Origin of the sequence: Vibrio cholerae (assembly GCF_008369605.1) — a bacterium.
Classification (GTDB): Bacteria; Pseudomonadota; Gammaproteobacteria; order Enterobacterales; family Vibrionaceae; genus Vibrio; species Vibrio cholerae.
Genome location: NZ_CP043556.1, coordinates 245,421 through 270,610, shown reverse-complemented (window position 1 = coordinate 270,610; position 25,190 = coordinate 245,421). Strand labels below are relative to the sequence as shown.

General features: G+C 47.7%; 20 protein-coding genes, 1 pseudogene and 1 riboswitch. Of the genes and pseudogenes, 11 read left to right on the top strand and 10 right to left on the bottom strand.

The window, feature by feature from the left end; all coding sequences use genetic code 11:
- Positions 1 to 221 precede the first annotated feature (221 nt).
- The 6 genes from phhA to F0316_RS15365 all read left to right on the top strand — a co-directional run bounded on the left by phhA (position 222) and on the right by F0316_RS15365 (position 5,720).
- The gene (gene phhA / locus F0316_RS15395; RefSeq protein ID WP_043990117.1) at positions 222 to 1,016 is read left to right on the top strand and encodes a phenylalanine 4-monooxygenase; all 795 of its coding nucleotides are present in this window, start codon (positions 222 to 224) and stop codon (positions 1,014 to 1,016) included.
- On the top strand, positions 1,006 to 1,335 hold the full coding sequence (locus F0316_RS15390) for a 4a-hydroxytetrahydrobiopterin dehydratase (RefSeq protein ID WP_000883441.1): 330 nt from the start codon (positions 1,006 to 1,008) through the stop codon (positions 1,333 to 1,335). The genes phhA and F0316_RS15390 overlap by 11 nt, the downstream gene beginning before the upstream one ends.
- A 680-nt stretch (positions 1,336 to 2,015) precedes the next feature.
- On the top strand, positions 2,016 to 2,558 hold the full coding sequence (gene ectA, locus F0316_RS15380) for a diaminobutyrate acetyltransferase (RefSeq protein WP_000493522.1): 543 nt from the start codon (positions 2,016 to 2,018) through the stop codon (positions 2,556 to 2,558).
- A gap of 23 nt (positions 2,559 to 2,581) precedes the next feature.
- Positions 2,582 to 3,847: a diaminobutyrate--2-oxoglutarate transaminase gene (gene ectB / locus F0316_RS15375; protein WP_148528493.1), complete on the top strand. Its 1,266-nt coding sequence runs from the start codon at positions 2,582 to 2,584 to the stop codon at positions 3,845 to 3,847.
- A gap of 35 nt (positions 3,848 to 3,882) precedes the next feature.
- Positions 3,883 to 4,299: an ectoine synthase gene (locus F0316_RS15370; RefSeq protein WP_000637102.1), complete on the top strand. Its 417-nt coding sequence runs from the start codon at positions 3,883 to 3,885 to the stop codon at positions 4,297 to 4,299.
- Positions 4,299 to 5,720: an aspartate kinase gene (locus F0316_RS15365; protein WP_000122732.1), complete on the top strand. Its 1,422-nt coding sequence runs from the start codon at positions 4,299 to 4,301 to the stop codon at positions 5,718 to 5,720. The genes F0316_RS15370 and F0316_RS15365 overlap by 1 nt, the downstream gene beginning before the upstream one ends.
- Before the next feature lie 80 nt (positions 5,721 to 5,800).
- Here the strand turns inward: F0316_RS15365 and F0316_RS15360 are convergent, their stop codons facing one another.
- The 5 genes from F0316_RS15360 to F0316_RS15340 form a co-directional block, all read right to left on the bottom strand.
- Positions 5,801 to 6,007 carry a hypothetical protein gene (locus F0316_RS15360; protein WP_000163960.1) on the bottom strand — a complete coding sequence of 69 codons (207 nt, stop codon included), beginning with the start codon at positions 6,005 to 6,007 and terminating at the stop codon, positions 5,801 to 5,803.
- 32 nt (positions 6,008 to 6,039) lie between these two features.
- Positions 6,040 to 7,632: a chaperonin GroEL gene (gene groL / locus F0316_RS15355; protein WP_001882637.1), complete on the bottom strand. Its 1,593-nt coding sequence runs from the start codon at positions 7,630 to 7,632 to the stop codon at positions 6,040 to 6,042.
- Between the two features lie 28 nt (positions 7,633 to 7,660).
- Positions 7,661 to 7,951, bottom strand: a complete 291-nt coding sequence (locus F0316_RS15350; protein WP_001026270.1) for a co-chaperone GroES — start codon at positions 7,949 to 7,951, stop codon at positions 7,661 to 7,663.
- A gap of 201 nt (positions 7,952 to 8,152) precedes the next feature.
- Positions 8,153 to 9,499, bottom strand: coding sequence for a magnesium transporter (locus tag F0316_RS15345; RefSeq protein ID WP_001964681.1), 1,347 nt, complete (start codon positions 9,497 to 9,499; stop codon positions 8,153 to 8,155).
- A 2-nt stretch (positions 9,500 to 9,501) separates the two neighbouring features.
- Positions 9,502 to 10,062 carry a mechanosensitive ion channel domain-containing protein gene (locus F0316_RS15340; protein ID WP_000456055.1) on the bottom strand — a complete coding sequence of 187 codons (561 nt, stop codon included), beginning with the start codon at positions 10,060 to 10,062 and terminating at the stop codon, positions 9,502 to 9,504.
- Between the two features lie 446 nt (positions 10,063 to 10,508).
- Between F0316_RS15340 and speA the strand changes: the two genes are divergently transcribed.
- Positions 10,509 to 12,419, top strand: coding sequence for an arginine decarboxylase (speA, locus tag F0316_RS15335; protein WP_001927142.1), 1,911 nt, complete (start codon positions 10,509 to 10,511; stop codon positions 12,417 to 12,419).
- Positions 12,420 to 13,349, top strand: a complete 930-nt coding sequence (speB, locus tag F0316_RS15330) for an agmatinase (protein ID WP_000998707.1) — start codon at positions 12,420 to 12,422, stop codon at positions 13,347 to 13,349.
- 187 nt (positions 13,350 to 13,536) lie between these two features.
- Here speB and F0316_RS15325 read toward each other — a convergent pair whose 3' ends face one another.
- The 3 genes from F0316_RS15325 to gbpA all read right to left on the bottom strand — a co-directional run bounded on the left by F0316_RS15325 (position 13,537) and on the right by gbpA (position 18,292).
- Positions 13,537 to 15,042 (bottom strand): M28 family metallopeptidase, encoded by a 1,506-nt coding sequence (locus tag F0316_RS15325; RefSeq protein ID WP_001037208.1) that lies wholly within the window; start codon positions 15,040 to 15,042, stop codon positions 13,537 to 13,539.
- Between the two features lie 34 nt (positions 15,043 to 15,076).
- Entirely contained in the window at positions 15,077 to 16,504 is a 1,428-nt protein-coding gene (locus tag F0316_RS15320) for a serine protease (protein WP_162811897.1), read from the bottom strand.
- 330 nt (positions 16,505 to 16,834) lie between these two features.
- A complete protein-coding gene (gene gbpA, locus F0316_RS15315) occupies positions 16,835 to 18,292 on the bottom strand; it encodes an N-acetylglucosamine-binding protein GbpA (protein ID WP_000744637.1) in 1,458 nt (485 codons plus the stop codon).
- A 117-nt stretch (positions 18,293 to 18,409) separates the two neighbouring features.
- Positions 18,410 to 18,516, bottom strand: a riboswitch (cyclic di-GMP riboswitch).
- A gap of 269 nt (positions 18,517 to 18,785) precedes the next feature.
- Between gbpA and F0316_RS15310 the strand changes: the two genes are divergently transcribed.
- Entirely contained in the window at positions 18,786 to 20,336 is a 1,551-nt protein-coding gene (locus F0316_RS15310) for a cryptochrome/photolyase family protein (protein ID WP_001270796.1), read from the top strand.
- Between the two features lie 294 nt (positions 20,337 to 20,630).
- Positions 20,631 to 21,301: pseudogene (locus tag F0316_RS15305) on the top strand (MaoC family dehydratase).
- 145 nt (positions 21,302 to 21,446) lie between these two features.
- On the opposite strand, the gene F0316_RS15300 reads toward F0316_RS15305, so the two are convergent.
- Entirely contained in the window at positions 21,447 to 22,283 is an 837-nt protein-coding gene (locus F0316_RS15300) for a phosphate ABC transporter substrate-binding protein PstS family protein (RefSeq protein ID WP_060779611.1), read from the bottom strand.
- A 207-nt stretch (positions 22,284 to 22,490) separates the two neighbouring features.
- Here F0316_RS15300 and F0316_RS15295 point away from each other — a divergent pair, with 207 nt between their 5' ends.
- The gene (locus tag F0316_RS15295) at positions 22,491 to 22,844 is read left to right on the top strand and encodes a DUF3024 domain-containing protein (protein WP_000636799.1); all 354 of its coding nucleotides are present in this window, start codon (positions 22,491 to 22,493) and stop codon (positions 22,842 to 22,844) included.
- A 94-nt stretch (positions 22,845 to 22,938) separates the two neighbouring features.
- Here F0316_RS15295 and rnb read toward each other — a convergent pair whose 3' ends face one another.
- Positions 22,939 to 24,975, bottom strand: coding sequence for an exoribonuclease II (rnb, locus tag F0316_RS15290; RefSeq protein WP_149560668.1), 2,037 nt, complete (start codon positions 24,973 to 24,975; stop codon positions 22,939 to 22,941).
- Positions 24,976 to 25,190 lie beyond the last annotated feature (215 nt).

The window sequence follows — 25,190 nt, the reverse complement described above, 5'->3', positions numbered from 1 at the left end:
CTAAAAATCAATTCTGACGTGATCACTGTGAACAAGTTTTGTCCTCGCAAGTTCGAAAGTCAACTTGACTGGTCAGGATCAGGCCTATGAAAAATAACTAAAAAGTGCACAATTGTAAAATTATTGTTACATCGATATTATCTTGATTGAGCAAGGTCCCATTGGCAGTTCAGATTGGGCTAGGTAGGCTTAATGTAATGAATTTGTTAAGGAGCAGGGCGATGACTCAGTATCACTCTAAACCCGTCAGTGAGCATGGTCATATTGATTGGGATCAGGATGAGCATGCGGTTTGGCATGAGCTGATCACTCGCCAGCAAGAGGTGGTGAAAACCAGAGCCTGCCAAGCTTATTTAGATGGTTTGAATATGCTTAATTTGCCGACAGATCGCCTGCCACAATTGCCGGAAATAAACCGAGTATTGCAAACAGAAACCGGTTGGCAAGTTGAGCCTGTTCCGGCATTGATCAGTTTTGATCGCTTCTTTGCCTTACTCGCCGATAAGAAGTTTCCAGTGGCCACGTTTTTGCGGCGTCGAGATGAGTTTGATTATCTCCAAGAGCCGGATTTCTTCCATGAAGTGTATGGTCACTGCGCTATGCTCACGCACCCTGATTTTGCCGCTTTTACTCATGTTTATGGCCAGCTAGGTGCTAAAGCCACCCCCAAAGAGCGTAGCTACTTAGCGCGTTTGTACTGGTTTACGGTTGAGTTCGGCTTAGTTCAAGAACAGGGACAAACCAAAATTTATGGCGGGGGCATTTTGTCGTCACCGGGTGAAACGCTTTACGCTTCAGAAAGCACAATCCCAAAACGTGAGCCGTTCGATATTATGCAAGTGCTACGCACTCCTTACCGCATTGATATTATGCAGCCGATTTATTATGTGTTGCCGGATCTCAGTCAACTGTATCAACTCAGTCAACGCGATGTGATGGGCTTGGTGTGGCAAGCTATGCAAGACGGGTTACTCCCGCCTCTTTTTCAACCAAAGGAACAACAACATGCTGGATGAATTACGTTGTGAAGCGTGCAGTGCAGACGCTATCGGTTTGACATCAGAAGAGCAGCAACAGCTGCTCAGTGAACTGGATGGTTGGGCATTAATTCACCGAGACGGTATTGCCCAACTTGAAAAGCGGTATCGCTTCAAAAACTTTAAACAAGCGTGGGCATTCTCTAATCAAATTGCTGAATTGGCAGAACAAGAATTTCATCATCCGGCCATTTTATTAGAATGGGGCAACGTGACCGTGACTTGGTGGAGTCATTCTATCAAAGGTCTACACAAAAATGATTTTATCTGTGCTGCGAAGTGTGACGCCTTAACATAATCGTTGGAAAACGCCTTCACACCTTGAATGTTGCAGGCTAAATGGTTTTTAGTTGTTCAGGGATTAAAAAGAAAAAAGCCAATCACAAAAGGGTGATTGGCTGATAAAACAAATGTGAACAATTTCATTCACTAACAACGTCAGTTGGCTAGGTGACCCTCGGCTTAATTAAGGGTCATTCCTATAAATGCACTATCTGTGCCAAGTTTAATAGGCACGTATTTGTGTGGTTTTTGTGCATTCCTTGCGGAGTTGCTGTTCATTTGGTTGCATTGTGCAATTGCAAAATGCAACGGCTCGCAATCCGCTTCAAACCTCTGTTAAATCCATCCTCGTATGGGCTGAAAGATCGAAAATAGCCATTTCTTACGTGAAGCGGTAGCCGTGCTGGCCGCATTCGTTCACACCAATTACACCGTGTATCTGAGCTCTTCGTCATTTAACCCCTACCTGCAACGTCAAGTCGTTTGGGTGTTAATCCGCGAGTTAGCACTGGCTGCCTATCAATTTCATCGGTATTTTAAAATTCATTTTATGTTTCAGTTCAAAGTATTTTTATTCCTTAAAAAGGGATTCTTTAGCTTTGGATGGGTATTTTTTGCGATTTAAGCTTGAAATATCTGCTTGTCCTGCTAGGGTAAAAATGGGCATTTAATTTGAACACAAAGGAAATTGTTGTGATGTTTACCGCTACGCCTTGGATGATTTATCCGCAAATCATGCACAAACCTGCGCTGCCGTGGGTATTTCGTCGGCCAACACAGGAAGATGGTTTGTCGATTCATGAGCTCATCGCGCAGTGTGCGCCGCTCGATCAGAATTCAGCTTATTGCAACTTTCTGCAGTCCAGTCATTTTCAAACAACATGTTTGATGGCTGAACAGCAAGAGTTGTTGGTCGGATTTGTTTCTGCGTATCGCAAGCCGGAACAGCAGAACGAGTTGTTTATTTGGCAAGTGGCGGTGCACCCGAGTGCACGCGGTAAAGGTTTAGCCTATCAGATGCTCAAACATCTGCTGGCGCGCGAAGATTTAGCCGACATCACGGTTCTTGAAACCACCATTACGCGCTCCAATCAAGCGTCTTGGCGGCTGTTTCAAAAGCTCGATAGAGAGCAGGGAGAGCAGGGCAGTGTATCCACTTTTTTGGATGAAACCTGCCATTTTGAAGGAGAACACGACACGGAATATCTCTATCGTATACCTCTTCAATCATCGAACTGACCTAAAGGATAACAAATCTGGTTATGGATATTTTTAAACACCACGAATCTCAAGTGCAGTCTTACGCGAATCATTTTCCAGTGCTATTTGGCACCGCCAAAGGCAGTTGGCTTTACAGCCAGCAAGGCGACGCTTATCTGGATTTTCTCTCCGGCGCGGGCGCGCTGAATTATGGCCACAATAATGCTGTCCTCAAACAAGCTCTCCTTGAGTACATCGAACGTGATGGCTTAACTCACGGATTGGATATGCATTCTGAAGCCAAAGCGCAGTTTATTCAGGCGCTACAAACGCACATTCTTGAGCCGCGTGGATTGAACTACAAACTGCAGTTTACTGGCCCAACCGGAACCAATGCGGTCGAAGCGGCGTTAAAGTTGGCGCGCAAAGTGACAGGTCGTCATAACGTCGTGACATTTACGAATGGTTTCCACGGTTGTTCACTCGGGGCGCTTGCCGCGACGGGTAATCAGCATCATCGTCAAGGCGCGGGTTTAGCACTCTCAGGCGTTTATCGTGTGCCTTATGATGGTTACGCTGGCGTTGATGGACTCACTTTGTTTGAAACCATGTTGCAAGATAACTCGTCCGGTTTAGATAAGCCTGCCGCGGTATTACTGGAAACGGTACAAGGCGAGGGAGGTTTGAACGTTGCTTCGGACGCTTGGTTACAACGTTTACAGGCGATCTGCCGTGCTCAGCAAATTTTGTTGATTGTGGATGATATTCAAGCAGGTTGTGGCCGTACGGGGACGTTCTTTAGTTTCGAGCCAAGCGGCATCGAGCCGGATATGGTGACCTTATCGAAATCGCTCAGCGGTTACGGACTACCCATGGCATTAGTGCTGTTTAAGCCCGAGTGGGATCAATGGAAACCAGGAGAGCACAACGGGACTTTTCGTGGCAATAACCATGCTTTTGTCACCGCCACTCGCGCGCTAGAAGCCTACTGGGCGAATGAGGATTTTCAAACCCATATTGCCGCACGCAGTGAGCAAGTGACTCAGGCATTGCTGCAGTGTTTGAGTCGTTATCCGACGTTATTTTCTGGCCTAAAAGGACGCGGCTTAATGCAAGGTCTGGCTTGCCATAATGGGGACATTGCCCGCGAGATTGCCGCGATCTGTTTTCAAAAAGGGTTGATTATTGAAACTGCGGGTGCAGAAGATGAGGTGCTGAAAGTGTTTTGCCCCCTCACCATAACCGAAGCGGATCTCGCGCACGGATTGACCATTATTGAGCGCTGTGCTGCTCGAATAGCACCGCGTGGATTGCAGCAAGCCTCCTGACTCATCCGAAACAAGCACAAAAATAAGGAGAAAACATGATTGTTCGAACGCTAGAGCAGTGCCGCCAAAGTGAACGTCGAGTGGTGGCAGAAAACTGGGAAAGTGTGCGTATGTTATTGAAAGATGACCATATGGGGTTCTCTTTTCATATCACGACCATCTACGCAAACACCCAGACGCATATTCACTACCGCAACCACCTCGAATCAGTGTACTGCATGTCGGGTGAAGGCGAAATTGAGGTTGTGGGTGGTAAAACGTATCCGATCCAACCAGGAACCTTGTACATCCTAGATCAGCATGATGAACACTACTTACGCGCCTTTTCAAACGAGATGGTGATGGCGTGCGTCTTTAATCCGCCACTCACTGGACACGAAATTCATGATGCGGAAGGTGTCTATCCGCTGGATAAAAGTGAATTAATGTCACAATGTCATAAGGAGAAATGATGTCTTACACCGTAGAGAAAATCGGTGGTACTTCGATGACCGCTTTTGATGCGGTATTGGAAAATATTTTACTCAGGCCCGAGCAGCCCTATGGTCGAGTATTTGTGGTCTCGGCTTATTCGGGCATGACCGATGCCTTACTGGAATGCAAACGCACTGGTGCGCCTGGGATTTACCAAAAAATAGCCAAGCATGATGAGAGTTGGCGTGATGCAGTTTACGCCCTAGAACAGCGCATGCTGCTGATTAACGAAAATATGTTTGCAGATGCAATGACGCGTTTACGCGCGGATAAATTTATTCGTGCTCGTTTAGCCGAAGCCATAGCCTGCATCCAAAACATTTTGCAAACCTGCCAATATGGGCAGTTTTCGCTGCGCCAATACTTACCGCAAATTCGTGAGTTTCTTGCCTCGCTCGGTGAATCGCACAGCGCTTATAACACAGCACTGAAGCTCAACACACTAGGTGTTAACGCCCGCTTTGTCGATTTGTCTGGTTGGTGCGAAGCGACGCAAGGCAACCTCGATCAGGTGATTGAAGAAGCGTTTCGCGATATTGATGTGACGAGTGAGTTGCCGATCGTCACTGGCTACGCTTCTTGCCAAGAAGGGTTGATGCGCACCTATGATCGCGGTTACAGCGAAATGACATTTAGTCGAATTGCGGTGGTTACGGGCGCTCAGCAAGCCATCATCCACAAAGAGTATCACTTGAGCTCGGCCGATCCGCGCCTGGTCGGCGCAGAAAAAGTGCGCCCGATTGGCTTAACCAATTTCGATGTGGCGGATCAATTGGCTAATCTCGGTATGGAGGCGATCCACCCCAACGCGGCAGCAGGGTTAAGACAAAGTAATATCGATTTGCGGATCAAAAATACCTTTGAACCTGACCATTCTGGCACGTTAATTACAGCCTCACATCAGCCGCAGCAAGATAGAGTGGAGATCATTGCAGGACGAGATAAAGTGTTTGCGTTGCATCTGTTTGACCAAAGCATGGTCGGGATGATGGATAAAGTCAGCCATGAATTGATTGAATGGATCCACGCAGCGAAAGTGCAGTTGATCGGTAAAGAGATGAACGCCAACTCAGTCACTTATTATCTGAGTGGCAGCAGCGAGCCACTCAATCACATTCGCTATCAAGCGGAGAAGCGTTATCCGCAAGCGAAAGTCTCAGGGCGAATGGTTGCGCTGATCTCAGCGATCGGTGCGCACATGGAAACCAACAAAGTGCTCGCCCAAGGATTGCAAGCGTTACTGGAACACCAGTTGCAACCCATGGCCGCGCACTCTTCGATGCGTAATGTGAATGTGCAGTTTGTGGTGGATGATGCAGATTACGCAAACGGGGTGTGCGTGCTGCACCAAGCGTTAATGCCCTTTGCACAGCCATCGTCAGCGAGAAAAGTGGCGTAAACTCCGTACTTGTTGAATAGAAATTCGAGCAATAAAAAAGAGGCAGAAAAATCTGCCTCTTAGACCAAGTTCAGCAATCATCAGTGCAAGGTCGGGCTAGGTTGCTGCTGAGCCTGATTGATGTAAACCACCAATACCACAGTAGGGAAAACGCTACGATAAGGTGGCATCAGCACCCTGTCTTGGCAGCGCTGCGGAAAGCTCATACTCATAGGCCAAGCATTGGCCGGATGAGTCTTTGGCTGCGCTTCAACAACACTCAACTGTAAATGAGGCAGTTTAGTCATTTCGCCCTCCTTGCCCTGTTCACCTTACTCGATTACGCCGCAGACTCTTTGTCTACTTCGCTGACCATGGCTTCGGTGGTGATCATCAAGCCAGCAATGCTTGCGGCAAACTGTAGCGCTGAGCGTGTCACCTTCGCAGGATCCAAAATGCCCATCTCTAACATATTGCCAAATTGGCCGGTGGCAGCGTTGTAGCCGTAATGCTCATCGCCCGTTTTGACTTGATTTGCGATCACTGAAGCTTCATCCCCTGCGTTGATGGCGATTTGACGCAGTGGTTCTTCCATCGCTCTTAGCGCAATGCGAATGCCGACATTTTGATCGTCATTATCACCTTGTAAATTGCTGAGCTCGTTGGCAATTTTCAGCAGAGCGACACCACCGCCGGCCACAATCCCTTCTTCCACTGCGGCGCGAGTGGCGTGCAATGCATCATCCACGCGATCTTTTTTCTCTTTCATCTCCACTTCTGTTGCCGCACCAATTTTGATCACAGCAACCCCACCAGAGAGTTTGGCAATGCGTTGCTGCAATTTGTCCCGATCGTATTGCGATGTGGTGTGTTCCAATTGATGTTGGATCTGCGCGATGCGATCTTGGAGGGCACTTGGCTCGGCAGCGCCATCGACAATCGTGGTATTGTCTTTATTGATGGTGACTTTTTTCGCGCTACCCAGATCGTCCAGCGTCACTTTTTCAAGCTCAAGACCTATTTCCTCGCTAATCACTCGGCCAGCAGTGAGGGCCGCGATGTCCTCGAGCATTGCTTTGCGCTGTTCACCAAAGCCTGGCGCTTTCACCGCTGCCACTTTAATGATGCCACGCATGCTGTTAACCACTAATGTCGCAAGCGCATCGCCATCCACATCTTCAGCAATGATCAGCAGCGAACGGGAAGCTTTAGCCACGGATTCTAAAATCGGTAGCAGTTCACGAATGTGGCTGATTTTCTTGTCTACTAGCAAGACGTAGGGATTCTCCAACTCAACACAGCCCGCTTTGGGTTGGTTGATGAAGTAAGGGGAAAGGTAACCGCGATCAAATTGCATACCTTCAACCACCGAGAGCTCGTTTTGTAGAGCTTGTCCCTCTTCAACCGTGATCACACCATTGCGGCCAACTTTCTCCATCGCTTGCGCGATGATTTCGCCGATCGCGTGATCGCTATTAGCGGAAATGGCACCGACTTGAGTGATCGATTGGGTGTCACTGCAAGGTTTGGCCAGTTGGTGCAATTTCTCGACCGCTGCGGAGACTGCTTTGTCGATACCGCGCTTAAGATCCATGGGGTTCATGCCAGCGGCGACCGCCTTCATCCCTTCATTGATCAACGCTTGGGCCAACACGGTTGCTGTAGTAGTGCCATCGCCCGCTTCATCGTTGGCTTTGGACGCCACTTGTTTGAGCATTTGTGCGCCCATGTTTTCGAATTTATCGGCGAGCTCAATCTCTTTGGCGACAGAGACACCATCTTTAGTGATGGTTGGCGCACCATAAGATTTATTGAGCACAACATGGCGACCTTTGGGCCCGAGCGTAACTTTGACAGCGTTGGCCAGTAAATTTACGCCACTAAGCATTTTCTGTCTGGCGTCGGTTGAAAACAGAACGTGTTTTGCTGCCATTTCGTTATCCTCCTTTTGCTGCAACAAATTATTCTACAATCGCTAACACATCAGACTCGGAGAGGATCAGATACTCTTTACCGTCCACTTTCTCCGTTTTCACACCGTAACCATCGTTGAAAATGATCTGGTCGCCGGTTTTCACTTCCATGCGTGCGCGATCGCCATTCTTCAGCGGACGACCTAACCCCACCGCAACAACTTTGCCACGGTTTGATTTTTTGACGGATTGAGAAGTGAGTACGATTCCGCCCTCAGACTTGTTTTCGACTTCCAGTCTTTCAACAATCAACTTGTCATGTAAAGGACGAATATTCATTGGGAATGCCTCCTACTTAAATGTCACTATCAAGATAAAAGGCCGGTAGGATTGTTTGCAAAATGAGCTCAGTTTCACGCGAAGCTAGAAGCAATCAATCCAGTCTCGGCGGGGCATCACTGCCACTCGCCGATATAAATAGGGTAAGAAAATCGAAGTTCAAGAGGGGAAATAAAAATTTTTTCTAGGGTTTGATGGCGGCTACAACATCACCAAACTGGCGGTGCCGAGGAAGGCAAAAAAGCCGACCACATCGGTCACGGTGGTGAGAATAACCGAACCTGCCAGCGCGGGATCGAGCTTGAATTTGTCCAAAATTATCGGGATCAACACCCCAAATAATGCTGCGGTAATAATGTTGACCACAATTGCCAGCGCAAGGGTTGCGCCGATCACCGGCTCTTGGAACCAAAGTGCCGCCATACCACCGATGATCAGCGCCCAGACGAGACCATTGATCGAACCAATTCCCAGCTCATTTTTCAGCAAAGCAAAACGGTTACCCACGGTGATCTGATTAAGCGCCATCGCGCGTACCATCAAAGTCAAGGTTTGGCTTCCCGCAATGCCACCCATCGAAGCGACAATTGGCATCAGCACCGCTAAAGCGACAACTTGCGAAATGACATTCTCAAATAAGCCAATGGTGATGGAGGCAAGAATGGCGGTCAGAAGGTTAATGCCGAGCCACAACCCGCGTTTTTTCGAGCTTTTGATGACTGGCGCGAACAGATCATCACCTTCATCCATACCGGTACCGGCCATCAGGCGTGCTTCATACATTTCACGTTGCACGCTGAGCGCAAAATGCCAGTCAATTTCACCAATCAAGGTTTCATCGTCACTCAGTACTGGCACAATTGGTAATGTGGTGTGTTCGAGGGCATCCACCGCGTCTGATAAGGTTTGCTGCGCATTGAGCGTCACCAGTTCTTCCATACGCAAGTTCTTGAGCTGAGTGGTTTCTTCGGCTTGCAATACATCACTAAAGCTTACTAAGCCACGGAACTTTTTGGCTTTGTTGATGAGGTAAATGTATTGAGGGGAGTCGTAGTGATATTTATCCAACAAGACTTTGGCGCGGCGAACACTGATGCTAAAAGGTAAGGTATAAACTTTTCGATCCGCCCAGTGGCCAATTTCATCATCTGCAAACTCGTTGGCTTGGTCGTATAGCTCAAGTTCATCACGGTTAATAAGGCTTAATGCTTCACTGATGATGTCATCGGGTAGCGAGTCTTCCCACTCGATCAGTGACAGGTTATCGAGCTTAGCCAGCGTCAGTTTGAGTTCAATTTCCGACAACGCGTTAATGACCGAAATCCGCACCTCGGCGCGCATCTCGGTTAGCACATCTATGTGCATCTCCAGTGGCAAACTGCGCCATAAACGTACCCGTTGTTCCACGGGAAACGCTTCTAAAATCAGAGCGATCGAGCCTTCATCTAAGCCATTTTCCACCATCTCACCGAGTAGATGGGTTTGCTCGGATTCTTCGGCGGTGGCAATCAATTCAATTTGTTGAGATAAGTCTTGGTATTCGCTCAAAATTACAATCCCTTGGGTAGCTGTTTTCTTTCTGGTTTTTTGACCGCTTTCTCGGGTGCCTTTTGTAAGACAATCACAGGGCGAACAATAAATAAGTTGTTAGGGTAGAGCACGCGGTTGCCTTCAAGGGTTTCCAATTCAACATTCAGCAGCGCCATGTCAATGATCTTACCTTCAATAAAGTTTGCGCCATCGACGATGCGAACCCAGCAACCGATCCGGCATTGGTTTTGCACAAACAGAATTAAGAATGCGGTGACATTACTCAGCAGTGACCAACCGGCAAACAAACCCACCCCGAGCAAGGCAAATAGGGATGAGCCGACCACCAGTAGACCCCGTAACTCAATGCCCCACAAAATCAAGGTCGTAAACAGCATCACGAGAAAGAGTAAGGTGCGGATCAGCCAACGCGCGCGTTTCAAACGGTGAATGTCCACCCGTCCGGTAAGCATACTTTCGAACAGGCGTAAGGTTATCCGTGAAATATGCGGATATAAGACGATGATGAGTATTGTCATCAACCATTTATAGTGGGTTTGTAATAAAGCTAGGTATTCCATCGTGTATCTCACCGTTATGCTCAAATCACCTTAACGGAATTGTATGTAATTACAAAGAACAACCAAGTGAAAACCCGAGTTAACCAGACGAGTTGGTTGAATTGTGTCCATTGTCATAAACAGCACTATACAGAGAATGAATTGATGCGTTCTATTTGTTTGTTTCAGTCTATAAATCTCCCTATTCAATGACATTTTTATTGCAAAGAATCGATGACCGCTTTGCGGCTATGCCTTGTGGCATCAAGGGCGTACAGAAAAATATGAATGAAATGAAGACATTTATGCAAGTTTATGTGTGATAACTAACAGTTGTCCTAACGATAAATTATTATCATTAGACACACCCTAGCTTTTCACCGATAAAGCGCGTGACATCTAGGGTGTCAGGTGTGATTTCAACCGATGAAATCATTGTAATCCTCTCTGTTTTTGTGAGATACGATGTGGAACAACCATCCAAATTAGACCGCGTTCGCGCTGACTACAATGTGCATTACTGGAGCCAAGGCTTTTTTGGCATTGACGATCAAGGCGAAGTGTATGTGTCGCCGAGAAAAGACAAAGCTCATCAAACGCAATTAAGCTCAATTGTTAAACAGCTCGAAGCGCGCGATTTAAATTTGCCTGTGCTTGTACGCTTCCCGCAGATCCTGCATCAACGCGTGCACAACATTTGTGACGCTTTCAATCAGGCGATTGAAGAGTACGACTACCCAAATAAATACCTGCTGGTTTATCCCATCAAAGTGAACCAACAAAAAGAGGTAGTAGATGAAATTCTGGCCAGTCAGGCCGAATTAGAACACAAACAACTCGGCTTAGAAGCGGGCAGTAAGCCTGAACTTCTGGCGGTGTTGGCTATGGCTCAGCAAGCCAGTTCAGTGATTGTATGTAATGGTTACAAAGACAGAGAGTACATTCGTCTGGCACTGATCGGTGAAAAACTGGGTCACAAAGTTTTCATCGTTCTGGAAAAACTGTCAGAGCTGGATCTGGTCCTGAAAGAAGCGAAAAGCCTTGGCGTGAAACCACGTCTGGGGCTGCGTATTCGTCTTGCCTCTCAGGGTGCAGGCAAATGGCAATCGAGCGGCGGTGAAAAATCGAAGTTCGGCCTAGCTGCATCACAAGTGCTCACCGTGATTAACCGCTTGAAAGCGGAAGATCAGCTTGAAGCGCTGCAGTTGGTGCATTTCCACCTAGGTTCACAAATGGCGAACATTCGTGACGTGCGTAATGGTGTTAACGAAGCGGTGCGTTTCTACTGTGAACTGCGTGAGCTGGGTGCGCACATCGATTTCTTCGACGTGGGTGGCGGCTTGGCTGTCGACTACGATGGTACTCGTAGCCAGTCATCCAACTCGATGAACTACGGTCTACACGAATACGCACGTAACATCGTGAGCACAGTGAGCGATGTGTGTAACCTGTACGGTCAGCCTCGTCCAGTGATCATTTCTGAATCGGGTCGTTCGATCACGGCGCACCATGCGGTATTGATCACCAACGTTATCGGTACGGAAGCCTACTCGCCAGAGGAGATCCCAGCTCCGGGTGCGGATGCGCCAATGCTACTGAAAAACATGTGGCGTGGATTTGAAGAAGTGCAACACGGTACTGATGACCGCGCACTGATTGAAATTTACAACGACACACAAAGCGATCTTTCTGAAGCGCATAGCCAGTTTGCAACGGGTGTATTAAACCTTGAGCACCGTGCATGGGCAGAGCAGTTGTCACTGCGTATCTACCATGAACTGCGTCAGAAGATGAGCAACAAAAACCGCTTCCATCGCCCGATTCTGGATGAGCTGCAAGAGCGTTTAGCAGACAAGTTCTTCGTGAACTTCTCACTATTCCAGTCGCTGCCAGATGCTTGGGGTATCGATCAAGTGTTCCCAGTGCTGCCGCTTTCTGGTTTGGAAGAAATGAACGATCGCCGCGCAGTAATGCTCGACATCACCTGTGATTCAGACGGTGCGGTTGAACAGTACGTGGAAGGCCAAGGTATTGAAAGTACACTGCCTGTGCCAGCATGGACGAGTGACAAGCCATACCTAATGGGCTTTTTCCTGGTTGGTGCATACCAAGAAATCTTGGGCGATATGCACAACCTGTTTGGTGACACACACAGCGCGGTTGTGAATATTAATGATAATGGCGAGTCTGAAATTGCCTTTATCAATGAAGGTGACACGGTTGAAGATATGATGCGCTACGTTCACATCGATGTAGATAAAATTCGCACCAACTATCGTCAACTGGTTTCTCAACGTGTTGCCAAAGAAGAACAAGAGACCGTTTTGGCGGAACTTGAATTAGGCCTGAGCGGCTATACTTACTTAGAGGATTTCTAAATGAATGATTTGTTTACTAAAACTGATTATTCACTCTACTCAAACGCGATGACGTTTGTCCGTCGTCCCTATGTGCGTAACCCAGTAGATACTAATGCTGATGTCGTGGTACTTGGCGTGCCTTTGGATATGGCGACGTCCGGTCGTCCGGGGGCTCGTATGGGGCCTGACGCGATTCGTCGTGCTTCGGTTAACCTCGCTTGGGAAGGTAAGAAATTCCCTTGGGATTTCAACCTGTTTAAAAAGATCAACGTGATTGATGCGGGCGATTTGGTTTTTGATTGTGGTGATGCTGAAGATTTCACTTACCGCCTAGAAGCCGCGACCAGCGAAATTCTGAAAAGTGGCAAAACCATGCTGGCACTGGGTGGCGATCACTTCATCACTCTGCCAATCCTGCGTGCTTACGCTAAGCACTTCGGTGAAATGGCGCTGATCCACTTTGATGCACACACGGACACTTACGCGAACGGCAGTGCGTATGACCATGGCACCATGTTCTACCATGCGCCAAAAGAAGGTCTGATCTCGGCTAAGCACTCGGTGCAAGTGGGTATTCGTACGGAATACAAACAAGAAGGCCACGGCTTCAACGTGATTAACGCGATGCAAGCCAACGACATGTCTGTCGAAGAGATTGTTGCGCAAATTCGCCACATCGTGGGTGACAAGCCGGTTTACCTGACTTTCGACATTGACTGTCTGGATCCTGCTTTCGCACCGGGTACGGGTACGCCAGTTTGTGGCGGTTTGAGCTCAGACAAGATCCTGAAAATCATCCGCGCGCTGAAAGGCATCAACCTGATCGGTATGGATGTGGTAGAAGTATCTCCTCCTTACGATCAAAGTGACCTGACTTCACTGGCGGGTGCGACGATCGCTCTGGAACTGCTCTACGTTTGGGCATCCAACAAGAAAGATGAAGAGTAATCTGAGTTAAGCAATGTAAAGGCCTGAGAGATCAGGCCTTTTTTCTATACCCGTCCGACTTGAAGCTGCAGCGGTGTTGGCTATGTTCGTTCACCCCAATCACATAGTCTATCTATGCTCATAGGGATTCACTCACTTGCCTTCGACCAGCAACTCCAAGTTGTTTGGTGATATCGCTTTTCCCAAGCTACTGAGTTGAGGCTTTTAACGCCACATCATTGTAGTTGGTGTAACCGTCCAGCATCACATGGTAAATACCGGGTTGTGCGTTGTTGAATGAGCACGTTTCTCGGTTACCATTTTGGTAAGGGCGACAGTCCCAGTTCGATTTTGAGGGAGCGGAGCCATATTTTACGTACAGATCAACATCGCCTGAACCACCATAAGTTTGAATGGTGAGCGGTTTGCTTTGGGAGAGCTCAAAAGTAAAGCGCTTCTGAGTGCCTCGTGCACCGCTGAGATTGATTTTCGCCGTACCATCTTGCAAGACAGAATCATCGGGAACTTGAGATGAGCCTGCATTGGCCATCTCAATGACATAAGCGAGCCCGAGTTTGGTGAATTTAACCGCATGATTACCCGTGGGATCAGAATTCGCTAGAGTATCTTGCGAAGTGTGGATCTTGGGGTTGTAGTCTTTGAATTTAGATTCAAAAGGCATGGCCGCTGAGAAGCCGGCTTTATGCCAAGAGGCATGGTCTGAGCATGCATAGCCACAGCGGTCGTAACCATAAGTTAACTCAGGGAGGTATTCATCGATCAGTGTCGTGAGGAACTGGGTTAAATTACTGTCGGTATAATCGGTAATAAAGACAATATCTTCCGCAGAACCTCGGTAGTTGGTCATATCAAGTTGCAGGACCGATACGACTTTTTTGCCTTGTGCTTTGTATTGATTCGCAAGGTCCTGTGAGCCTCGCAAACCGACCTCTTCCGCCGCATAGGCCATCAATGCAACGGAGCGTTTTGGCCTGAAATTGTTATCACGTAAGACACGAATGATCTCACTCAAACTGGCAATACCGGAGGCATCATCATCCGCACCGGGGGCAATCGATTGTTCATTGGTGTGTGAGCCTAAAGTTGAATCTAAGTGACCACCGACAATGACCCATTCATCGGGTTTTTCGCTGCCTTGAATCGTCAAAACGACCGATTTTTGGTTATAACCAGAGTGCTTGATCTGCTCAATCCGGCTCCCCGGTAATGACGAGATGAGGGATCGCCACTCATTGGCCAGCCAATCAGAGGCTTGTGCCCCCGAGGTGGTGGTATAAAAGCGGTTATTAAAACTGGATAACGCACGGATCGTATTGGTGATTTGGTCTGCACTCACTTGTGGCAGCCAAGCATTGACCAGATCTTGCTGTGAAGGTGCGGGGATCGTGAAATTGGCGATGCTTTCCGGCATCATCAGCGCCGCCATCGCACCTTGTGCTGAGGTGTGTACCATGTAGCCACCGCAACGATTATGTTGCTCATGCATCGTATGTGAAAGCTCGGCAAGCTCGTCGATAGCGACTTCGCCTATCCATACCTGAGAGCCACTGGCGAATGAATGAGGTAATAAGGATTCGCTCAGCGCAGGATTTAAACTTCCGACGGCATCTGCGCCCATCGAGATCCAGACTTTGTCTTCAGCATTGGCGCTCAACGCTGCCGACATCAAAGCCATGACGAATAGTTTGTTCATAAGATTTTCCCCTCTCCGTGGGTGTGAAGAATCGTTATTGTTTTTCAGTCGCAGTGAGTGTGACCCCAGCAAAACTACGATACGCACGCAGCATGATGTAGAGATCTTCATTCACTAAGGGCGCAACACAGGTTTCGTTATTTGTCGATTGATAAGGTCGGCAATCGTAGAGGCTTTGGGTTGGTGGCTGGCCCGTTTTTACGTAGAGGTCTGCGTCACCGCTCCCTGAACTTATCGAAATGGTTAAGTTGGTCTTTCGGTTTGAAGCTTTTACCATCAGCAACATCTCTTCACCTTGTGATAGGGCGAGATTATTGAGCGGTTGGTTTGGAATGAGCTCTCTCACTTGAGGTGGCGTTTGGCTAACGGAGCCATTGGGTAAGGTATGATTAAAAAACGTCGCCACTTTAGGCCAGATCTTACTGATTTTTACCCCTTGATTTTCACACCCGCCGAAATGATGTAAGGCAATGGCTTTGTTATCAGAGGTGTTGAGGACGGGGGAGCCCGAAGAGCCGCCAATGGTGTCGCAGAAGTAGCCAGTGTCCGTGTGAGTGCCTCGACCATTGGTTGATGCGATATCAATCTGACATAAGCCAGATCCATTCTTATCGCTCTCGATGGCGAGTTCTTTAGGATTGCCAGCCCCATGCTGGGGAATGTATATCCCATTGCCAAAAACAGGCTCTGTGTTGTCCAGCCCTAAGTAACCAAAAGAGGCGATCTTATTGAAATCATCGACCGTGAAGAGGGTATAGTCCAAGGTGTAATCGGTGCTCAATAATTCATTACCCATCACTTTGACGGTCGTGGCGAGTGACCCATTACATGTTGTTCGCTGATAATTGAACCACACTTCCGTTTGCTTGAGTTCAGAGGCTGTGCTGACACAATGATTATTGGTGAACAGTCGGTTATCAGGGCCTACACGCCAAGCTGTACAAAGGCTGCGTCCATTAATCAATAACCGTGCTACTGGGCTCGACCAAGAGACTTTCTCTGGATGGGAGTCCTGCCAACAGGCGACATCTTTGCGTTCATTGATCCCACAAGTGGACAACAGAGCTGACTCGGCAAGGCTCTCATTTCCGGCCATATAATAGTCGATTTCAAATTGTCCGATTTCACCCTTGGCATTGGGGATCAACTCAATCAACACTTGGTCACCAAAGAGCGATTGAGCAAACCATGACTGCTGACTTTCTGTATATTGCACCACTTCAGTGCCATCTCGAGAGGTCAGTCTGATGGCACTGCCTTGGGGTAAATTCAGCGATTTAAAATGTAATTTAATAAAATCGGCCTTGGGATGTTCTACGACGGCGCGAGGGGAGGTTAAGGTTTCGGAGGAGAGAGTAAAGATCACCTCATCGGCAATGGTTGGAGCGGTGCTCTGAGCGTAACTGAACGATGGGGATAGACAACATAAAGCCAGTGTGGCGGTCACTATTTTACTTTTCATCATGATTCCTTCTGAAAGAATGGTTGTTAATAAAAAGTAAATGCAATTAACCGATATGCAACAAATTGGATTGATTCGATAAGTAAATAAATTTGAACATAAAACTATAAATAAAGTGCCGCAGACTCGATTCTCTCAGAGGTTTCTCAACGACGCTGGAGTTGTATGTAGGTGGTAAATAAGAGGCAAATTAGTATGGATCTAGCCCACAGTGCAGCTGCTTCAAGTAGGAAGGGTAAAGCACGAAGAAAGAGTGGAGAGGTAGCCACTGGAGAATAAAAAATCCCCCAGCGTGAGCTGAGGGATGATGGGTGTAAGAGGGAGGATAACTTAACGTTTATCCCACGCCATTTCCCAATGACTGCCGGTACCCGGTTGGTATTGAGTAGCGTTACTTGTCCATTGCTGGCAGTAGCCAGAGTATGGCCATGGCTTACATTGGTAGATTGCGCCATCACTAGCGAGCACTTTGGTGCCAGCCACGTACTCTTTCAGGCCATTCGGGAAAACAAAGTCGTAGTCACCCGGTGTTGGTGGTGTTTGCGGTTCAACCAGCATGAAATCGAGAGTTTGTTGATCTTGCAGATTGCCATCGCGATCTTTGATGCGAGAAACCAACATATGATGTCCCGCTTTAGCTTCGCTCAGCTCTAGCGTGATGGATTTCAGCTCGCCATCCGTCATCGCTTGTGACCAACTTGCCAGCGGCTTTTGGTGGTGGTTATAAACCGTCAGCTCTGCGCTCATTTCACCTTGCGCTTCTAAAGTCAGGTCAAGCTGAATCGGTTGTTCGCCAATCTCATACTCTTTCGCTAGACCAGAAACCGTCAGTGAATACTCAGGCTGTGGCGCTTCAATTTGGTAGCCAATTTCAACACTCTTCAAGCCACTGCCTTCTTTCAGATAAATCGGGTTGGTGCCGTAAACGGGAACAAATTGATCGCCATTAAGCTGACCAGCACGTTGCTGTTTTTGCGTTTGGTTAATTTTAGTCGCCAGAGCGTAAGACCATTGATTGGCTTTGGTTAGCGTCTCAGAGTCAATTTTCAGCTCAGTGCGATAAGCAGGGTTTTCCCCCTCGTTATCAAACACGCGAGTGTACACGGTATCGCCAATGCTGAGATCCATACTTGGAATGATTTGACCTGCTGGGTTCCAATCGGGTAACACTGGGCCGTTACCGTCAAATTTCACGTCGATCACGTTGTAGAAGGAAGCTGCGGTATCGCCCACATCCCATACGGCGAGGATGACCTGATACCCTTCGCGCTCAGGCACGATACATTCGTGGCTGACACGTTTTGGTGGCTGCACCATATTTCCTTCAACGACACAGAACGGATTGAGGTCAAATGCATCACGCGACAATGGCTGGTTTGGGTTCCAGTTTGGTTTGGTAATGTAGTATTTCCAATCCTTTGTGACGTGGTTGGCGGTAAACGTCCACTCGAAGGTTTGCGGGCCAGCTTGAATTGGGCGCTTTACCCAACGGTCGGCGGTTTGCTCATCCAGCGCTGCCGCCAATGCCGATTCCGCACTGGCAATTTTGCCATCGCGAGGGCCAGTGACCGGGAAGCCATCTGGGCCTTCGACACTTTGTGGTTCGTATTGAATCGCGCCACAGTGAGTGTTTTTCTCTCCAGTGCCGTTAGCGGCAAATTTACACAAGGTGACACGTCCTTCGGCGACACCGTTTTCCACTGCGGAAACGTAGCCGTGTCCATACGCTAATCCACTGATACCAGAGAGGATCAGGGCAATAGCGGTCATTTTAGGTTGTTTTTTCATCACAGACTCTTCTTTGTTAGCTGACATAGTTTGTCTGGCAAAGCGCCAGACGCAGTTCAGAGTGAATCTGAACTTCAGCACCTTCAGCAACGCATAAGACAAAACGGCATAAACCGAATTGGTAACCCCGCTATCCTAGGTGTAAGAGGGCTTTATGAGCTTTCTTGACCGACAGACCGGAAGCTTTGCGTCCCATTTTTTCAAAGGGTTTGCCAAAGTGTGACCGAGAGCAAATTTACTTAAGACCAAGAGAGAAAGCGAAGTCATTACTCAATATGTGGAATCAAGCTCTCACGCTTATTTTTTAGAGTTAAATAACTAATATCTTCATGAAATATATGATGTTTATTCAATATGAAAGGTTGATGCTTTACTCGGTTTCTACTGTGTCAATACAGGTTAACCACTGATCGGAGAGCGGTTTTAAACGTATACCCAAAGCATGGATGGAAGATAATGCATTCTTCTGTCGCGGTATTGATTAAGGAGCACCATGCGCTATTCCGTTGTGCGATTGATATTGGGTGACCAACTCAACCATGCTCATTCTTGGTTTTCTGAGCATAGAGATGATGTTTTATACCTGATTGCAGAGCTGCATCAGGAGCAGGAGTACGTTCGCCATCACATTCAAAAGCAGTGTGCATTTTTTGCGGCCATGCAAGCTTTTGCTGATTATTTAAGTGCAGAAGGGCATCACGTATGGCATCTGGATCTGGATGCCAGCGCGCAATATAACGATTTACCCGATCTGATCGCGCAGATTTGCCAGCAAGTTCAGGCCGATGCTTTCCAATACCAAAGACCTGACGAGTATCGACTGCTTGAGCAAATGGCCAATTTGCGCCTATCCGGCATCACAATAGGGTGCGTTGATACTGAGCACTTCTTGCTACCGTTTGCAGAGATCCCAGAGCAATTTCCCGCAAGCAAAGCCGTGCTGATGGAACACTTTTATCGACGAATGCGTAAGCGTTTTGGTTATTTGATGACGGCGGATGGCAAACCTGAAGGTGGACAGTGGAATTTTGATGCCGACAATCGTAATAAACTGAAAGCGCCAGATCTTCTTCAGTTGCCGACGCCACTCTGTTTTGATAATCCCGTTGCGTCCATCAAGGCGCGATTAGAACGTCATCGGATTCCGTCTATCGGACAAGTCGGAGAGTCACTGCTGTGGCCTATCAATCGTGCCCAAGCGCTCTCCTTACTGGCGCATTTTTGCCAAATTTGCCTGCCTAATTTTGGGCGCTTTCAAGATGCGATGACGGCGCAGCATCCCCATCGCTGGAGCCTGTATCACAGCCGACTTTCATTTGCGCTCAATAGTAAGCTACTTTCACCTCGCGAAGTGATTGAAGCCACTATTAGTGCTTATCGCGCAGCTCAAGGGCAGATCTCGTTAGCTCAAGTGGAAGGATTTGTGCGACAAATTCTCGGTTGGCGTGAATATGTGCGCGGCATGTATTGGAGCAATATGCCTCACTACCAAACACGCAATCATTTAGGAGCGCAGCGGCCGTTACCAAGCTATTTCTGGAATGGACAAACCAAGATGCGTTGCTTGCAGCAGGCGATCACTCAGTCACTGGATTTTGGCTACGCGCATCATATTCAACGCTTGATGGTGACGGGGAACTTTGCCTTGCTGACCGAGTGTGACCCTGATCAAGTCGATGCCTGGTATCTAGGTATCTATATCGATGCGATTGAATGGGTCGAACTTCCCAATACGCGAGGTATGGCTCTGTTTGCGGATGGCGGATTGATCGCCACCAAACCCTATTCAGCCAGTGGTTCCTACATCAATAAAATGAGTGACTACTGCGCCTCTTGTGCTTATCAAGTGAAACTCAAATCCGGTGAGAAAGCGTGCCCGCTAAATTCGCTTTACTGGCGGTTTATGCTTAAACATCGTGATCGACTCGCCAACAATCCTCGCATCGGAATGCTATACAAAACGTGGGACAAGATGACGAGCGATTCTCAGCAAGCGATCCTGAGCACGGCTGATGCGTATCTGAGCCAGATTGAAAGTTTATAAATGAGGGTTAGAAAGTACCGATTTGGTGCAATATTTGCATGGCATTCTACAATTCTTCGCAAGTTGCCGATGAGCTTGCTTGGCTAACGTAGCGCAAAAAGATGGAAATAAATGGTGTGTTTGCTCTAATTGTTCAAAAGCTAATAAAATAATGTTTTATTGATAATGCTTTGTTTTTAAACATTTTTGTTGGTTACAGGTTACGCATGTACGCCCGAAAGTGATTGCAGCTTACTGTGAAGTACTTCAAAATTAGGTCGTTTCCATTTCTTCTTGGTTAAGAATGAGGTTTTGATGAGAGTCGCTGAGCTTCTGAAGCATCGAGCTGAAAACTTGGTTAAGCACACTGAATTTAAGCAGTGGATGTCTCCGTCTGTGCGCGAGTACTGGGATGATATTTTAAACAAGACCCAAAGCCGCCCACTGTTTGGGTGGGTAAAAGATCTGCATCTGCCTGCCAATGAAGATACGCCGATCCCTGAGCCGATTGAACTCAAACCGAGGCTCAGGCGCTGTATGACGAGTTGCAAACCCAGGTGGGTGAAGTGATCCATACGGGAGATTGGTTACTGGTTGATCAAGAGCGAATCAATCAATTCGGTGCAGTCACTGAAGATATGCAGTGGATTCATACCAATCCGGATCGTGCGGCGTTGGAATCGCCATTCAAAACGACGATTGCGCATGGATTTTTAACATTGGCATTGTTGCCAAAGTTAACCGACAGCGTTGATGAAGAGAAAACCTTGTTTCCAACTGCGAAAATGGTGGTCAATATTGGCTTGAACTCGGTACGTTTCCCTTATCCAGTAAAAGCGGGTAATCGAGTTCGTGCCGTGAGCACTTTGTCGAAAGTTACCCCGATTAAGAAGGGACTTGAGATTGAGCGTGAAATCAAGGTTGAGATCGAGGGCGTTCGTCGTCCGGGTTGTGTTGTAGTGTCAGTGATCCAACTGCACTTCTAACCCATTGTGTCATCAGTATAAATCAACAAGGAGAGCCTATTTGCTCTCCTTGTTCGTTTCTGAAGCACACTGTCTGTGGTAAACCATGAAGAACTATGGTGCAACCATGCAGAAACTCATGCAGTAAGAGTGATGCTCTTGCGGTTTATTCCACATCACTTGGCATAATGTAGCCGTATTCCACAATCAATTTTTTAGCGCTTTCAGACTTTAAGAAGGCGATGAACTCTTTGGTCTGTTCGTCTGCTTTATCTGAGTAGTGCAAAATTAAGAACGGGCGCGATAATTGGTAAGTGTGCTTAGCTATGTTGTCAGAAGTGGGATCCGTTTTTTCAAACTGAATCGCTTTGACGGATTTATCGACCGAGCCAATAGAGATAAAGCCAACCGCTTGAGTATTGTGGTTGACTAACGTTTTCATCATGCTGTTGCTATTGACGACAAGCGCGGTCGGCGCAACATCAGAAACCTCACGATCTTTGACGGTTTTGGTCAATCCCATCAAGCTTTCAAAGCTGTAGCGAGTACCCGATGAGGCTTCGCGAGTCACGACCGCGATTTTTTGATCGTTACCGCCCACCTGTTTCCAGTTGGTGATTTGGCCTTTGTAAATGCCGTATAACTGCTCTCGCGTAAGATTGGTGACTGGATTGGCTTGGTTGACCACAATCGCTAAACCATCAAAAGCCAGCGTAAAAGTGTGTAGGGTGTTTTGCGCTTCACTTTCCGTGAGATAGCGTGAGGTCATAGCGATATCCGCGACGCCTTTTTTCAAAAGAGAAATCCCAGCGGTAGAACCCACACCTTGAACTGCGACATAAGTCTCGGGGTGTTGTTGGTTATATTTTTCAGCCAGTACGTCCATAATTCTGGCCACTGAGGTGGAACCTGAAATGGTTATTTCACTTGCTTGCACAAAGGGTGTCATCGTTGTGATGGAAAAAAGAAGTGCGCAAACGGCGGCAAGTGCCATCCTGATCATAAATTAGCTCCCATATTGTCAAAAAAATCTTACGCAGTATGCCTGAAACGTATGACAAAAATGTGAAGGCAGCTCTAGGTTAGTGAGTTGATTGGTGAAATTCACTGAGCTTGCACCCATTGCTTATACTCAAATGATGTGGAGATCATGGAATTGCATCGCTCAGATAGCCATACTGAGCAGACTCAGACACCGATGAGGTTAAAAATGATTGTCAATCTTCTCCAGAGACAGCTTGAACGCCGTGCAGAATTGCTTTGCATGAGCCGCAACCAGAGCTTACCTGCTGAGCTCGGCAAGTCGAGCTTTGAGCCCATCGAGCACGGGGTGCAGTTTATTCTGTGCCACTACAAACTCGACTCAACCCGTTGTGACTACGAAAGTTTGGTTGCAAAAATCGTCTGGGAAGAAGCGTCTAAACAGTGGGCGCTCTACGCCTACGATCAACAAAAAGCGCAGAGTGAAGCTTGGATCCCTTATCCATTTTTGGCGCGTAGCGAGGATTTAACCGCCATCATCCGCGAAGTGGAGAAAGATCCGAAAGCGTATTTTTGGGTATAGGCTTGGCACGCTTATGGGGTTATTCGCCAGACGAGAAAAACAAAAGGCATTCCGAAGAATGCCTTTTGAATGAAGGAGACTCAAACCAAGCGAATTAAACTTGTGGCTCGTTATTTTCTGCGCCCTCAGCAGGTTGCTCCGCACTGGTTTGCGTCTCTGAAACCAGATCAGCAAACACTTGCGTTGGTTTACCCACTAAGCTGCGGTTTTCTTGATTGACTTCTGTCAGGACGATTTCCAGCACATCACCAAGTTTGTACACCACTTCTTTATCGATCAGTACCGTGCCGTCTTCACCATTACACTCGATACGCTCTTTGTTATCGAGGATCAGAGCTCCCGGAATAAAGGCCATTGCGCCATTTTCGAGTAAGCGAACACGCATGCCCGGACGGTTGATATCAAAGATCTCAGCTTGGAAGCGGGTTTCTTTCGCAGGCTCATCAGCCAGCGTGCGCGCATAGAGCCAATCTGCCACATTACGTTCAGCAATTTTGTGGTGTTTACGGTGCAGAGCCAGTTCTTCACCAACTGTCTCATCCGGCGTTTGCACCGGGGCTTTGCCGAGAATGTGCGCTTTCAGCAGACGGTGGTTAATCATGTCGCCGTATTTACGAATCGGCGAAGTCCATGTTGCGTACACATCAAGGCCCATCGCGAAGTGGGGGAGAGGCTGGTTGCCAATCTCACTGTAGCTTTGGTATTTACGAATACGATTATCGAGGTAGCTGGTTTCTTGCGTGGCTAGCCAGCGGCGCAGAGCGGCAAAGCCTTCCACGGTTGCCAGCGTTTCTGCATCCGCATTGGGTGCGCCGTTGACCGCCATGAGCTCTACTACATCGGCCATTTTTTCAGCTTTAAAACCCGCGTGGGTATTGAATACACCAAAACCAAATGTAGTTTGCAGCGTTTTACCCGCACAGATGTTCGCAGTGATCATCGATTCTTCAACCAAGCGGTTTGCCGTACGGCGCATGTCCGCATGGATCGCCACCACATCGTTATCTGCGCTCAGTTCAAAACGGTAGTCTGGACGATCTGGGAACACTACGGCATGGGTCTCACGCCAGTTCGCACGTGCTTGTGAGAAAGCGTAGAGGTCGCGCACTACTTGGGCGATTTCTTCGCTTGGTTGCCATTGTTCCGAGCGGCCAGTCTCCAACCAGTCAGAAACATGGTCGTAAACTAGGCGTGCATGAGATTTGATGTTGGCTGCGAAGAAACGAATATCATCGCCAATCACGCCATCTTTACGGATAGTGACTGAGCAGCATAGCGCTGGACGAACTTGGTTTTCCATCAGAGAGCAAAGCTCATCAGCCAGATCGCGTGGCAACATTGGAATGTTGCGACCCGGCAAATAAATGGTAAAGCCACGCTCGCGAGCAACTTTGTCCATCTCATCTTCTGGGGTGATGTAAGCGGTTGGATCGGCAATCGCGATAGTCAGCGCAAAATCACCGTTTGGCAGTTGCTGTGCGTAAAGCGCGTCGTCCATATCTTTGGTCGATTCACCATCGATGGTCACAAAAGGCAGTGCGGTCAGATCTTCACGAACCAGGTCTGCATCATCTTTCAGTTGCCAATCGTCAATGCCCGCTGGCTCGCTGTAGGGCAGATCGTTTTCTGCTAATGTCACCCACCAAGGGGCAATTTTGTCATTGGCATCGGTGATTTTGTGTGAAATCTGCACAAAGAAACCATCGTCACCTTTCAGCGGGTGGCGCACAAGATGAGCGACCACCCAGTCACCCTCTTGGAAGTCAGCTTCGTTGAGGCCTTTCTTGGTTTTTGCCTTCAGCGACAGCTTTTTCAGTTGTGGATGATCGGGCGCGACGTTGAGTTTGCCTTTAAATAGCTTTACGCGACCAATGAAGCGAGTCAGCGATTGCTCGATGAGTTCAGAAGGCTCAGCCACTTCGCGTTCATTTTCGGTGCGGATGAAAGCCACGACTTTGTCTCCATGTATACACTTCTTCATATAAGGAGGCGGAACAAAGTAGCTGGTTTTGCTATCGACTTCGAGGAAGCCAAAACCTTTGTCACTGGCTTTGATGGTGCCTTCTTTTTTAGGCAGGTTTTCTTGGATTTTTTGCTTAAGCTGCGCGAGGAGCGGATTGTCTTGGAACATCTTTTTTATCTAACCGTTTAAGTTGGGCACACTATAATCATTGAGGGGCTGGATTACTACCGAAAACGTGAGATTGAGCGCCGTTGGCTGTTTATTTATTCGCTGAAATTGTCAGCAATTTTGGTGTTTTAACGGGGTTTTTCCGGTCAATGAGACGTCATTTTTCCTTTGCTAAGAAATTTTTGTGATGAAATTCAATTTTTCCTAGCTTTTTT